Origin of the sequence: Micromonospora sp. NPDC051925 (assembly GCF_044548625.1) — a bacterium.
Taxonomy (GTDB): domain Bacteria; phylum Actinomycetota; class Actinomycetes; order Mycobacteriales; family Micromonosporaceae; genus Micromonospora.
Genome location: NZ_JBIUCH010000017.1, coordinates 164,962 through 178,197 on the forward strand (window position 1 = coordinate 164,962; position 13,236 = coordinate 178,197).

The window sequence follows — 13,236 nt, forward strand, 5'->3', positions numbered from 1 at the left end:
GCACGCTACGGCGTCAGCCGACGGAGGTCACTTGCTGACGCTGACCGTGTTGAACCGCTCGTCGGTCAGCGGGCTGGCGATCAGCCCCTGCACGTCCTTGGTGACGACGATGGCCGGCGGGGCGTGCCAGATCGGCACGGCCGGCAGCCACTTGGCGGCGATGTCGCGGTTGACCTGCTCCCAGGCCGCCTTCTTGCCCGCCTCGTCGACGGTGCCGTCGGCCTTGGCGATGGCCTCGAACATCTCGGTCATGGCCTGGTCGCCGAACTCGACCTTGCCCCGGCCGAAGAAGGTGCCGACGAAGTTGCCCGGGTCGTTGTAGTCACCGGTCCAGCCGAGGATGTGCAGGTCCTGCTTGCCGAACTGCTGCACGTCGTCCTTGAAGCCACCGTTCCACGGACGCGGCTTGGCGTTGACCTTGATGCCGACGGCCTGCAGGTCGTTGGCGAGGACGGTGAAGATCTCCTGCGGGTTCGGCATGTACGGCCGGGAGACGTCCGGCGGGTAGTAGAAGTTGAGGGTCAGCCCCTCGGCACCGGCGTCCTTGAGCAGCTGCTTGGCCTTCTCCGGGTTGTACTCGTACTTCTGCACGTCGGGGGCGTAGCCGAGCACGGTGTCCGGCATGAACTCGTCGGCGACCTTGGTGCCACCCGGGCCCTTGGTCTGGACGAGCTGCTGACGGTTGAGGGCGTAGGCGATCGCCTGCCGTACCCGCAGGTCCTTCAGCTTCGGGTTTTTCTGGTTGATGCCGAGGTAGAGAATGTTGAACGCCGGGCGGTCGAGGACCTGGAAGCCCTCACCGGCGAGCGCCTTGCGGTCGGCCGGGGCCGGGAAGTCGATGCCCTGGACGGTGCCGGCCCGCAGCTCCTGCTTACGGGTGTTCTCGTCCTTGATCACCTTGATGATCAGCTTGTCGACCTTGGCCTTCGTACCCCAGTAGTCCGGGTTCCGGTTCAGGGTGATCTCGTTCTTGGCCTTGTCCCAGCCACCGAAGGTGAACGGACCGGTGCCGACCGGCGTGGTGGTCGCGAACGAGCTGTACTCGAAGGAGTCGCCGTTCTGCTTGACCGTGTCGGCGTCACCCTTCTTGAGGGCCTCCGGGCTGGCGATCGAGAGCGAGGTCAGCGCGAACGCGCCGGGGAACGCACCCTTGTACTGGTTGAGCGTGACCACGGCGGTGCCGTCGTCCTTGGCCTCGCACTTGTTGTAGAGAGCCTGGCCGGCGCCCTCGGCCTCGTTCTTGGCGAACCCACCGAAGACGTCCTGGTAGTAGATCATCTGCGACTGGGCGGCAGCGCCCTTCATGTTGTACCAGCGGTCGAAGTTGAAGCAGACCGCGGCGGCGTTGAAGGGGGTGCCGTCGTGGAACTTCACGCCCTGGCGCAGCTTGAAGGTCCAGACCTTGCCCTCGGGGTCGTGCTCCCAGCTCTCGGCCAGGCCGCCCACCAGGTCAGCCGTGCCGGGCTTGTGCTGAACCAGCGTGTCGTACATCTGCCGGACGGGCCGGAACGACTCACCGTCGTCGTTGAAGATCGGGTCGAAGTTCTTCGGGTCACCGGCACCGGCGAAGATGAAGGTGCCGCCCGTCTTGGCCTCGCCACTGTCATCGCCGCGGTCACTCTCCGCACAGCCGGCCGCGCCGACCGCCAGGGCTGCAACGGCCACGAGGCTCACGGCCGTCCTTAGCCTTCTCGCCTGCATCTCTCACCTCTGTCATCCGCCTGAACAACGCCGGTCCATGGCTCGGTCCGTGAGCGGGAGGCTATGACACGACACACCGAAGCGGAACGTCCGTTAGGCAATCGCTATCAACCCGACACCAAGCGCATCGGTCTGACACCGGCGGATCCCCCGACAAACAGGACTGTCACAGCGGTGCCGCCAGGCGATGTCCGGAAATCACCCGAACATCCGGAGCCGCCACCCCGCCGCCCGGTCACCCGCCGCCGCCCCGAACCGCCCCCGCCAAATCGCGAGGGTACGAAGGATGCCGGCTTGGCCGCCGAACGTCCGGTTCGGCCGGGACCGCCGTGCGCTGATCGGTGGCCCACGGCCATGCTGAGGTCGACGTCCCGTGACCGACGCCACCCCGGGGCCGGAATCCCGGCCGGGTCGACGGCGTTACACCCTCCGTACGACCGCAGCAGCAATCCCCGCTGCCAGGCCCGATGCCTCCGCCCCCGGCGGAATGACGGTGAGCCCGCGGTCGTTACATCTGGTCCGGCGCCGCGAGCCCCCGCTCGTGCAGCCAGCCGGACCGAAGACCTCCCCCATGAGCGCCCCGTCGTGGTGCTTGCGACGCACCTCTCCCCCGAGGTACGTCGCCAACCCCCGAATGGAGCTTTCCCATGAACACGATGCTGCGTAAGAGCGCACTCGGTATTGCCGGTCTCGCCTTCGCCGGTGGCCTCGCCGCCGGCCCCATGCACCTCGGTGCCCCCGGCACCGCCGCCGTCGACGCCAAGCCGGTCGCGGTGGCCGTGCAGGCCGACCAGCCGGGCGTGGACAAGGCCAAGCTGATCCCGCACGGCACCCAGGGTGACCAGTCGCGGATCGACCTGAACGACGAGCAGACCGCCAACGTGAAGGCGATCATCGAGGCCACCAAGAAGTCCGGCCTCGACGAGCGGGCCGCGGTCATCTCGATCGGCACCGCGCTGCAGGAGTCGAAGCTGGAGAACCTCGGCCACCTCGGCGACCGCAACGACCACGACTCGCTGGGCCTGTTCCAGCAGCGCCCCTCCTCCGGCTGGGGCACCCCCGAGCAGATCACCGACCCGATCTACTCGACCATGGCGTTCCAGAAGGGCCTCAAGCAGGTCGACGGCTGGCAGGACATGCCGCTGACCAAGGCCGCCCAGACCGTGCAGGTCTCGGCCTACCCGGACGCCTACGCCCAGTGGGAGCAGCAGGCCGCCGACCTGGTCGCCAAGCACTGGAACAGCTGACCCACCCGAAACGACGCTGGCCGGCATCCCCGATCTCGGGGATGCCGGCCAGCGGCATGTCCGTACGCGCACCGGCACGGGCCGCGCAGCCGGAGGCAGGGTCAGACCGCGCGGCGGCCCTCGAAGGCCCGGCCCAGGGTGATCTCGTCGGCGTACTCCAGATCCCCGCCGACCGGCAGGCCGCTGGCCAGTCGGGTGACCGCTATCCCCATCGGCTTGACCATCAGCGCGAGGTACGTCGCGGTCGCCTCACCCTCGGTGTTCGGGTCGGTGGCCAGGATCAGCTCCCGGATCGTCCCGGCGCTGAGCCGGGTCATCAGCTCCCGGATCCGCAGGTTGTCCGGGCCGATGCCCTCCAGCGGGTTGATCGCCCCGCCGAGCACGTGGTAGCGGCCCCGGAACTCACCGGTCCGCTCGATCGCCACCACGTCCTTGGGCTCCTCGACCACGCAGATCACCTCGTCGGTGCGGCGCGGGTCGCGGCAGATCCGGCACTGCTCCGACTCGGCGACGTTGAAGCAGGTGGTGCAGAACCGGACCAGGTCCTTGACCTTGCGCAGCGCACCGGCCAGTCGGTTGACGTCGGCCGGGTCCGCCGACAGGACGTGGAACGCGATCCGCTGGGCGCTCTTCGGGCCGACGCCCGGCAACCGCCCCAACTCGTCGATCAGGTCCTGGATGGCACCCTCGTACATCTGCGGGTCAGAATCCGGGCAGGCCGAGGCCGCCCATGCCGCCGGCCACCGGGCCCATCTTCTGGTCGGTCAGCTCCTTCGCCGCCTCGACTGCGTTGTGCAGGGCCGCGACGACCAGGTCCTCCAGGGTCTCGACGTCCTCCGGGTCGACCGCCTTCGGGTCGATCCTGATGCTCTTGATCTCACCCGAGCCGGAGACGGTCGCGGTGACCAGGCCGCCGCCGGCGGTGCCGGTCAGTTCGGCCTCGGCCAACTCGGCCTGCGCCTTGGCGATCTGCTGCTGCATCTTCTGCGCCTGCTTCAGCATCTGCTGCATGTTCGGCTGTCCACCTGGGCGCACGGATGGCTCCTTCTCGCACTCGTCTGCTCGGCCGCGCCCAGCCTAGTCGGGGGCGACCGGTGGTCCGGTCCGGGGAACGACGCGTCAGCGCGCGTCCACCTCGTCGATCTTCTCGGCGCCGAACGCCTCCCGGAGCAACTGCACCGCCTGCTCCTCACTCGACTGCCGGGCGGTCCGCTCGTCGATCACCTCGTCCAGCGGTTCGTCGCCCGGGTCGAACCCCTCGTAGATGGGGGTGCTCCGGGCTGCGGTCGCCGACGCTCCACCGCCCCGGACCGGCCCGTCGTAGTCCGGGTCGTAGGGCGGCTCGCCAGCCCACTCCGCGTCCGCGGTCTTCCGCCCCGCCTGCGTGGCCCGAGGTCCCTTGCCCGCCGCAGCCGCCCGGGCTGCCGCGATCGCGCTGCTCACCGGCGCACTGCCGGTCCCGGCCGCTGCTGGCGGCGACGGAACAGCAGGACCGGCCGGCCTGGGTACGGCGGGCGTGGCGGTGACCGCCGGGGCGGCTGCCGTCGCGGTCGCGGTCGCCGTCGCGCCGCCCGGCCGGGCCGGTTCGGGCCAGTCGTCCGAGGCGGGGGCGACGCTGGTGGCTCCACCCGGGCGGGCCGGCTCGGGCCAGCCATCGTCGTCGTTCGCGCCAACCGGAGGGGCCGGGTAGTCCGCCTTGCCCGCTTGGCCGGTGGGCTCCCCCGGAGGTCGCACCGGGCCGCCGCCAGCCGAGCCGGCCGAGGTGGTCGGGACACCGCCGGACGAGCCGGACGAGCCGGTCGGGGCGGTCGGGGCGTCGCCGGACGAACCGGCCGGACGAACCGGGCCTGTCCCGGCGGGCGCCGACGAGCCGATCGTTGCCGCATCACCGCTCGGACCCGCCGGACCGCCGTTGGCAGGTTCGGCCGGTACCGGTGCCGGGGGTGGGGGTGGGGTGGGAGCCGGCCCGGCCGGTCGGGAGGAACCACCGGGGGACGCGCCACCCCGCTCGCCGGCCACCTCGCAACGGATCTGCCAACGACCGCCGAACTCCTCGTACAGCGCCTCGAGAAGCAGATCCGGCTCGGTGGAGAGGGCCTGGGCGTGGAACGGGTACCGGAACGTGAGAAGGAGGGACTGTCCGTCCACCTCCCGGACGGTGGCCTCCCTCGCCCAGGCCGCCACCTTCTTGCTCTTCCGGCCGACCTTGCCGACGACGTCCGGCCACACCCGGCGTACCGCGACCGCGTCCAGTACGCCGGGCGCTGCGGCACCCGGTCGGGGTGGTTCGGGGGTGGCGGGGTCGGGCATGACAGCCGAGGGCGGCACCCGCCGGGCGACCGGGTCCGGACCGTCGACACCCAGGCCACCGACCGGCGGAGCGGAACCGTTCCGGGGCGGGTCGGCCGGTGCGGACCCGGTGGGCCGGGAAGCGGCCGTCGCGGCAGCGGCGCGCGCGGCAGCCGCCCCGGACGGGGCAGCGGCAGCCGCCGGCATGTCTGAGGACTGCGGGCCGGGCGCGGCGGCAGCCGCGGTCGGGGCTGGCGGCTCCTGGCGTACCTGAGGAGTCTGGGCGGGCGGTGCGGAGCCGGCGGCGGCCGACGGCGGTTCGACACCACCCAGCGTGAGCCGGCGCTCCATCCGTTCGAGGCGTTGGAGCAGGCCACCGGGGGAGTCGTCGACGCCGGGCAGCAGCAGCCGGGCGCAGATCAGCTCCAGCAGCAGCCGGGGCGCGGTGGTGCCACGCATGTCGACCAGGCCGTTGTGCACGATGTCGGCGCAGCGGGACAGGGTGGCCGGGCCGAGCCGCTGGGCCTGGGCGGCCATCCGCTCGATCTGGTCGGCCGGGCCGTCGATCAGGCCCTTGCCGGCGGCGTCCGGCACCTGCTGGAGCACGATCAGGTCACGCAGCCGTTCGAGCAGGTCGGCGGCGAAGCGACGCGGGTCGTGCCCGGCCTCGGCCACCCGGTCGACGGTGGCGTACGCCGTCGCGCCGTCCCCGGCGGCCAGCGCGTCGCACATCTCGTCGATCAGCGCGGAGTCGGTGACGCCGAGCAGCGCGGCGGCCCGGGGATAGCTGACCCCCTCCGGGCCGGCGCCCGCGATGAGCTGGTCGAGCACGGAGAGGCTGTCCCGGGCGCTGCCGCCACCGGCGCGCACCACCAGGGGGAACACCGCCGGGTCGACCGTGACGCCCTCGGCCTGGGCGAGCTGCTCCAGGTACGGCCGGAGCACCTTCGGCGGGATCAGCCGGAACGGGTAGTGGTGGGTCCGCGACTTGATCGTGCCGAGGACCTTCTCCGGTTCGGTGGTGGCGAAGATGAACTTGACGTACTCCGGGGGCTCCTCGACCAGCTTGAGCAGGGCGTTGAAGCCGGCCGACGAGACCATGTGCGCCTCGTCGATGACGTAGATCTTGAACCGGCTTTGGGCCGGTGCGAAGAACGCCTTCTCGCGCAGCTCGCGGGCGTCGTCGACGCCGCCGTGGCTGGCCGCGTCGATCTCGATGACGTCGATCGAGCCGGAGCCGTCGATGGCCAGCGAGCGGCAGGAGTCACACTGCCCGCACGGTTCGGGGGTGGGGCCCTGCTCGCAGTTGAGCGAGCGGGCCAGGATGCGGGCGCTGGAGGTCTTGCCGCAGCCCCGGGGGCCGGAGAAGAGGTAGGCGTGGTTGAGCCGTCCGCTGCGCAACGCCTGCGACAGCGGCTCGGTGACGTGCTCCTGACCGATGATCTCGGCGAAGGTGCGCGGCCGGTACTTGCGGTAGAGCGCCAGGGTCACGCGTCCCGCCTCCTCTCGACCGAGCCATTCTGCGCCGGTCGGGCGCGGGTGACCACCCACCACCCCGTGATCCGACCCCGCAGGTACGGTACCGGTGGCCGGAGACAAAAGGCCTCCCGTGCACCCGGCAGAGCTCGCTTATCCTTGCTGCCTTCCGGCCCTGGGGAGGTTCACGAGATACCGCCGCACGGGAGGTACCGCCCACCCTACCCGACCCCCGGTGGATCTTCAGGGGGTGGTGGGGTGGCCGGGCGGGCGGGGACCTGTATCCTGGCTCGCGGAGGATTCGCCTAGAGGCCTAGGGCGCACGCTTGGAAAGCGTGTTGGGATAAAACCCTCACGAGTTCGAATCTCGTATCCTCCGCTCTCTTGAGCAGCATCAACGCGAGGGTCGGCCCCGATCGGGCGCCGACCCTTCGCCGTCTCCGAGGGCGATCGGTCGAGCGCCCGCCGGTGGCGCAGCCGGGGAGCACGCCCGACCCGCTGCGGTATGCCTACGGCAGAACGGCCGTACCCATCCCCGCCGGGATCCCTATGGTCTCCAGGGTGGCGGTGGGACGCCGCCCGATGAGGAGGCAGCCATGCGGATCGTCTTCGTGCACGGAGCCTGCGTACGCGACGGTGCCTGGTGGTGGTCCCGGGTCGACGCGCTGCTCGCCGCCAGCGGGACGGCGAGCGTCGCGGTCGCGCTGCCGAGCTGCGGTGAGTCGCCGGATGCGCCCTGGCCCGCCGGGCTGGACGACGACGTCGAGGAGACCCGCCGGGTGCTGCGCGACGCCGGCCCGGTGATCCTCGTCGGCCCCCGGTCCGGTTCGCGGGCTGGCGGTCGATCCCGTCGACGGCGGTGGTCTGCGCCGAGGACCGGGCCACCCCACCGGCGGTGCAGCGCGCCCAGGCGGCACGGGCGGGGCGGTCGGTGGAAGTGCCCACAGGGCACCATCCGATGCTCTCCCACCCGGACCTGCTCGCCGGGCTGCTGCGAAAGATCGCCGCCGAGCACGCCTGACGACGTACGCACGGGACGCATACCGGTCACCGGCCAGTGACGTTGGAAGGGATCGGCACGCGGCGAGTGACCGAGAGTACCGGCAGGATTCCTCGCACCGAACCAGTACGGTACGGGCACTCACGGCGACCCGGATTCGTCGTACACATGTGCTATCCACAGGGTGTGGACGGCGGGGGGATCGGATGAGTTACCAGCTCAGTGCGGTCGTGGCGGATGTCGAGCTGCTGCGTGAGCAGACCGCCGACCTGGACCACGCGGTGCTGGCCGCGCTCCGCCAGGATTTCGCGCTGCTGCCGGTGACCCCGCAACTCGTCGAGGAGCTGACCGGCGCGCTGCCGGACTACCATCCCGAGGAGCCGACCGCCGAGCAACCGTTCGAGCTGGTCCTCTCGCCCGCCCTGGCCGAGTTGCTGGATCGCTGGTCGCGGCGGGGGCCGGTGGCGTACCTGGAGGCGGAGTTCGCCGGTGGGCTCGGCCGGCAGGGGTCGGCGGTGTGGCTCGACGGCCGGTTGAGCTGGGGTCCTCGCTTCGACCGCGCCTTCACGCTGCCACGTCCCGAGTGGCCGATCAACGCGGCGCTGGCGCGGCTCGGCGCGGAGCCCGGCCGGTGGCTCGACCCGTTCGCCGAGCTGGGTCTGCACCTGGAGCGGAACACCGAGGGTTGGTTGGCCCACGGCCGGCGCGGGCTGACCGCCGACTACTGGGACGAGCTGGCCGAGGAATGGGAGGAGCAACAATCTGCGGCCGACCAGCAACCTGAACGTCCCGGTTCCGTTGGGGACTGGGGGATTCCATGAATTTACGACAGTTTGCCGTCATTACGGCGTTTCTATTGGCTGCCTCGGCCTCGGGTAGCGGCAGCCGTCCACCGGGGCCTGACGTCCCGGCACGGCCGATCGGTGTCAGCCAGGTGGTCGGACTGCACGGCCTGGCCGGGGCCGAGTTCGGCGACAGCGAGACGGAGCTGACCCGGCGCGGGATGCTCCGTACCGATGCCGAAACCTGCGGTACGACGCTGGCCGGGCACGGGACGGCCAGCCCGATCTTCGTCGACGACCGGCTGGTGCTGCTCTGGCTCGACGACCCGATGAGCACGCCGGAGGGGATCACCGTCGGCACTCCCGTCGAGGAGGTGCTGAACCGGTACCCCTCGGCGGCCCGACTGCGCGCTCCACAGCGGACGTACCGGTTCGACGGGCTGCTCGCCCGCGACGGCGATCGCGGGTACCTCTTCCTGCACGACGGCACGGCCGTCCGGGAGATCGTCGCCGGGTACGCCGACTGGGCCCGCCGCCTCTTCGACGAGGGTTACGGCCCCTGCTGAGCCGGGCCGCCGGCCGCACGCCGCACCTGGGACCGGCATGCGGCCCGACCGTCGGCGGGAACGCAGCCACGATGTGGATCGTCCGTGCTCGGCCCCGATGAGAACATCTTCTGGCCATGCAGTCGGCGCGGCAGGTCACGGGGGATCGATGTCACACCGCACCATGTCCAGCCACCCGCCGCGCCGGGTCGGCAAGTCGCTGCCGCGCCTCGCGCTGGCCGCCCTGCTCGTCTCGACCCTGGCCGTCGGGCCGACCAGCCCGAGCGACGGCGCACCGACGCCGGCTGCGGCGGGCGGGCCGTCCACCGCCTCGGCCGACACCGGGCCGACCGGCGGGGCGACGCCGAGCCCCACACCGGCACCCGCCACATCGGACCCGGCCATATCGGACCGAACGGCACCGGCCGCCGCAGCAGGACGGACCGCACCGGCCCGCGCGGCGACCCCCGACCCGGGTACGCCGGCAGCCGGGCTGACCACCGGACGGCCCCGCGTCCGGTCGACCACCGTCACCCGGCCGCCCAAGCCACCGCGCTCCCGCTGCGGTGGCAGCCTCGCCCTCGGCACGGTCGGGACCTGCGCCGCCATCGTCGACCAGGCGCAGGACCTCTGGACCGTCACCACCACCGCCGACTCCGACGTCCTGCTCGTCCAGCTCGGTCGGAGCACCAGCCGGGACTCGGTCGGCGGCCGGGTCACCGACGCCGCAGGCCGGGAGTTCTGCCGGCTCGGCGTCGACGCGAACCGCTGCCGGGTCGGCGTCGCCGGGGCGTACCGGATCACTCTGCAACTGCCGTACCCGACCGGGCGGGGCGACTACACCATCGCGGTCGAGTCGACGCGCAGCCCGTCGAGCTGCGGGCAGTTCCCGACGGATCTGTTCCACTTCGGCTCGCCGGGGATCACCGTGACGCTGCCCGCCGGGGTGGCGGCGCGGTGCCACCAGTTCGACCAGCCGCGCGGCGCGCTGGTGCGGTTCGCCGACCCGGGAGGCCCCCGTGACATCCGAGGGCTGATCCTGGACGGGCAGCACGAGACGCTCTGCGACCTGAGCTACGGGGGCGGTGACTGCCGGCTCGACCGGCCGGGCCCGTACCGGCTGCTGAGCTGGGAGCACTACGGCAAGGAAGGCACCCACCTCGTCAGGGCGCGGCGGATGTCGGACCCGGTGGGCTGCCAGAGCCTGCCGCTGGCCCCGTACGGCGACCCGGGCAGCGCCGTCAACAGCGGCGCGACCCCAGCCGACGACGCGACCTGCCACACCTTCGACACCGACGCCGCCCGGCCGCTGCTCGTCCGCGCCGTCAGCCTCAGCAACAGCAGCTTCGACTGGCAGGTGTTGGACGACACCGGGGAGCAGGTCTGTGCACGGGCCGACATCCCGGTCTGTGCCGTGCCGGCCGCAGGCCGGTACACCCTGCTGGTCAGCGGTCCGCTCTACAGCGACCGGGCCCACCACTACGAGGTGGCGCTGAACCCGCTCGACCGGTCCGACGGATGCGCGCCGACCACCGGCTACGCCGCCTGGGACCAGCCGGCCCTCCAGGTACGGCAGAACGCCCGGGTACAGACCAACTGCCAGCCCTTCGAGGGCAGGGCCGGGGAACGCGTCATCGTGTCCGGGGCGACCTGGACGCTCGACCGGAGTGGCAGCCGGATCTGCACCGAGTGGTCCGAGGAGGTCGGCTGCGTGCTCCCGGCCGACGGCACCTACCGCGCGATCTCGTTCCGGCAGTGGGATCCCGAGAACCCCGGCGAGGCGTACCCGTTGGCCATCCGCCGGATCTCCGACCCGGTCGGCTGCCCCACGGTCCCCCTCGGTGGCTACGGCGCGGCCCCCTCCGGCACCCCGACCCCGGTCGCGTGCCGGACCCTGGACATCCCGGCCGCCGGGGTCTACCGGGTGACCGCCCTGCACGGCGACAACCTGACCACGTACGCCCGGGTTCTCGACTCCACCGGCCGGACGATCTGTGGCCAAGTCCGCTGCACGCTGTCCGCAGCCGGCCGCTACACCCTGCTCACCAGCGACGACGCGACGAGCACCACCGAGTACGCGGTGTCCCTGCTGCCGCTGCGGCCCACCGGGTGCACGCCCGTCTCCGACGCGGGTTGGCGGGACGCGCCGCACCGTGGCCGGATCGAGGTCTCCGGTCAGATCGACTGCCTGACCCTGCCCACCCCGTCCGGGGCGACCATGGCCACCCTACTGCCGGTCGACGCCGCGCTGAACATCGACATCGTGGACGCCGACGGCGAATCGGAGTGCAGCCTCTGGTGGTACACCTGGTACGGCTGCAGGCTCGACGGGCCGGCCCCGTACTCGGCGCTTGTCACCGGGCAGAAGTGGGTCGACCAGCTCTCGTACACCGTGGGCTTCGCCCGGACCGACGCGCCGGCCTGCCCGACGCTGCCCCGGGACACGACGGACACCTCCGTGACCACCGGGCCGGACCGCCTCGCGGCCTGCTTCACCGTCCCCGCCGACCACGCCGCCCGGCAGACCCTCACCTGGGCACGCACCTCCGGCACCGGCCGGGCCCGGTTGACCGTCTTCGACAGCGCGGGCTGGTGGAACTGCGGGTCGGACCGCGTCACCCAGGGCACGATCACCTGCACGCTGCCCCCGGGCCCGGTCACGGTGCTGTTGGACGCCGACGGCAACAACGCCACCTACCGGCTGAACAGTCAGGCCGCCGGCACCCCCTAGCACGACAGCAGGGCCGGCCCGCTCGCCGGGCAGGCCGCAGATGCGAGAACGCCCGGCGCGATCCTTGCGGATCGCCCGGGCGTTTCGCCTGTTCACGAGCGGTGGCGGCGGGATTTGAACCCGCGGAGGGCGTAAACCCTCACACGCTTTCGAGGTCTGCGACCAGCCGTCCGACGGCGTCTCACTTGGGCCGCGACCAGGTGTTTGCTTGTCCACCGAACTCGGAGGGGACGGTGGCGTATTGCGGTGAACGAGACCATGACTGAGACCGTTCGCACCAGCATGCTTCCCTAGTCTGCAGCACTGCTCACATCGACAGCCTTAGTTAAAACGAAACGCCCATACATGACAAAAGATGCTCAAAGCAGCGAAATGCGACGGCCTCGGTCACACGAACACCCCACCTGCATCGTAGAATTCCAGCGCGAGCATCACCGATACACCCACACCAGCATGACCGTCATCGCAAAGAAGGCGCGCATCTACTAAGCATGTGTTGAGTAAGCTTGTATGAGTGTTCGGAAAGATTGACCCGACATAACTAGGTGCCTGCATGTCTATAATCCATGAGTCGCCCGACGGCTCTCGGCAAGTAATAGTCTATTCGGATGCAGCCGGTAAACGAGTTGTCGAGCAAAGAATTCGGATGACCGACGGGCGCACTGCCGTCCTACGGCACCAGCACCCAGACGTCCTTACCCACCCATACTTTGTGGAGGGAGTCAGCCCCGAGATTTGCCTATACGAGGGAAGCTTCGGTTTCGCCGCAGACTCTAACCCCACTCTCCTTGAAGGTGACATACGCTTTAAATGGGAACCGACCCCTCGCATCGTAGCGCAGGGCTCTCGCGAGGCCTCGCTTGTGGACCTGCATGACAGCCTGAACCCATCGGATGAAACCTTATGGAAGGAGTTCGCTACCGTAGAGTTTCCGCCCGACGCAAAGACATTCGTTCAATCGATGGACTGCGCAATGGTCGACCCGCCAGAAAAATCTTCGCTCTACCAAGACAGCATCGGGCTACAGGAGATTGGCGTTGGCCCCGTTGACAGGATCGGGTTTCTAATCCCAAATGGCTGGGATGCCCATGATGGCAGCATGGTCAGCAGCCCAGACAACCTCACGTATTATTGGAATGGGCGAGTGCAGGCACGGGCAGGTGATTGGCTGGTCACGATCGACAGGGCCAAACAGTCCAGCCGCCGGGATTTCTGGAAAAGATTGAAGGATGCAGGTGGCCGCGCTGTAACTCACATTGGCGAGCTACGCAGGGTGGACGGCGCAGAGTTTGAACCGAAAAACGCTACGGCCGTCATGGAGTCTATCCGCATCTTGTTAAACATCGCAGCAGGACGCCGCATCAACCCAGTGAGCCTTTCCGCGTAACGGGTCGTGGCGTTGGGTGATCAGGTTGTGCGGTTGTGCTCGACGTGCAGGAGTACGAGGGCCGCTGCGGTGATCCTG

At 70.4% G+C, this 13,236-nt stretch carries 10 protein-coding genes, 1 tRNA gene, 1 other RNA gene and 1 pseudogene; 8 read left to right on the forward strand and 5 right to left on the reverse strand.

Annotated elements, in window-relative coordinates; all coding sequences use genetic code 11:
* Positions 1-27: 27 nt before the first annotated feature.
* Positions 28-1,701 carry an ABC transporter substrate-binding protein gene (locus tag ACIG87_RS23185; protein ID WP_396853125.1) on the reverse strand — a complete coding sequence of 558 codons (1,674 nt, stop codon included), beginning with the start codon at positions 1,699-1,701 and terminating at the stop codon, positions 28-30.
* A gap of 647 nt (positions 1,702-2,348) precedes the next feature.
* On the opposite strand from ACIG87_RS23185, the gene ACIG87_RS23190 reads away from it, so the two are divergent.
* Positions 2,349-2,948 (forward strand): hypothetical protein, encoded by a 600-nt coding sequence (locus ACIG87_RS23190; RefSeq protein ID WP_396853127.1) that lies wholly within the window; start codon positions 2,349-2,351, stop codon positions 2,946-2,948.
* Between the two features lie 101 nt (positions 2,949-3,049).
* Here ACIG87_RS23190 and recR read toward each other — a convergent pair whose 3' ends face one another.
* From recR to ffs, 4 genes are all read right to left on the reverse strand, one after another.
* A complete protein-coding gene (gene recR, locus ACIG87_RS23195) occupies positions 3,050-3,643 on the reverse strand; it encodes a recombination mediator RecR (protein ID WP_396853129.1) in 594 nt (197 codons plus the stop codon).
* 7 nt (positions 3,644-3,650) lie between these two features.
* Positions 3,651-3,959: a YbaB/EbfC family nucleoid-associated protein gene (locus tag ACIG87_RS23200; protein WP_396853131.1), complete on the reverse strand. Its 309-nt coding sequence runs from the start codon at positions 3,957-3,959 to the stop codon at positions 3,651-3,653.
* A gap of 108 nt (positions 3,960-4,067) precedes the next feature.
* Complete coding sequence (locus ACIG87_RS23205) at positions 4,068-6,728, reverse strand: DNA polymerase III subunit gamma and tau (RefSeq protein WP_396853132.1); 2,661 nt, start codon at positions 6,726-6,728, stop codon at positions 4,068-4,070.
* Positions 6,729-6,835: 107 nt separating this feature from the next.
* Positions 6,836-6,925: signal recognition particle sRNA small type (ffs, locus tag ACIG87_RS23210), an RNA gene on the reverse strand.
* 82 nt (positions 6,926-7,007) lie between these two features.
* Here ffs and ACIG87_RS23215 point away from each other — a divergent pair.
* The 7 genes and pseudogenes from ACIG87_RS23215 (at position 7,008) to ACIG87_RS23245 (ending at position 13,158) form a co-directional block, all read left to right on the forward strand.
* Positions 7,008-7,092 (forward strand) — tRNA-Ser (locus ACIG87_RS23215).
* 217 nt (positions 7,093-7,309) lie between these two features.
* Positions 7,310-7,446 (forward strand): annotated as a pseudogene (locus ACIG87_RS23220) (alpha/beta hydrolase); the annotation flags it as partial.
* 111 nt (positions 7,447-7,557) lie between these two features.
* Positions 7,558-7,734 (forward strand): alpha/beta fold hydrolase, encoded by a 177-nt coding sequence (locus ACIG87_RS23225; RefSeq protein WP_396853158.1) that lies wholly within the window; start codon positions 7,558-7,560, stop codon positions 7,732-7,734.
* Between the two features lie 185 nt (positions 7,735-7,919).
* On the forward strand, positions 7,920-8,534 hold the full coding sequence (locus tag ACIG87_RS23230; protein ID WP_396853133.1) for a hypothetical protein: 615 nt from the start codon (positions 7,920-7,922) through the stop codon (positions 8,532-8,534).
* On the forward strand, positions 8,531-9,061 hold the full coding sequence (locus ACIG87_RS23235) for a hypothetical protein (RefSeq protein WP_396853135.1): 531 nt from the start codon (positions 8,531-8,533) through the stop codon (positions 9,059-9,061). Before ACIG87_RS23230 ends, ACIG87_RS23235 begins: the two co-directional genes overlap by 4 nt.
* Positions 9,062-9,209: 148 nt before the next feature.
* On the forward strand, positions 9,210-11,771 hold the full coding sequence (locus ACIG87_RS23240) for a hypothetical protein (RefSeq protein WP_396853136.1): 2,562 nt from the start codon (positions 9,210-9,212) through the stop codon (positions 11,769-11,771).
* A gap of 862 nt (positions 11,772-12,633) precedes the next feature.
* Positions 12,634-13,158 (forward strand): hypothetical protein, encoded by a 525-nt coding sequence (locus ACIG87_RS23245; protein WP_396853137.1) that lies wholly within the window; start codon positions 12,634-12,636, stop codon positions 13,156-13,158.
* Positions 13,159-13,236: the final 78 nt, after the last annotated feature.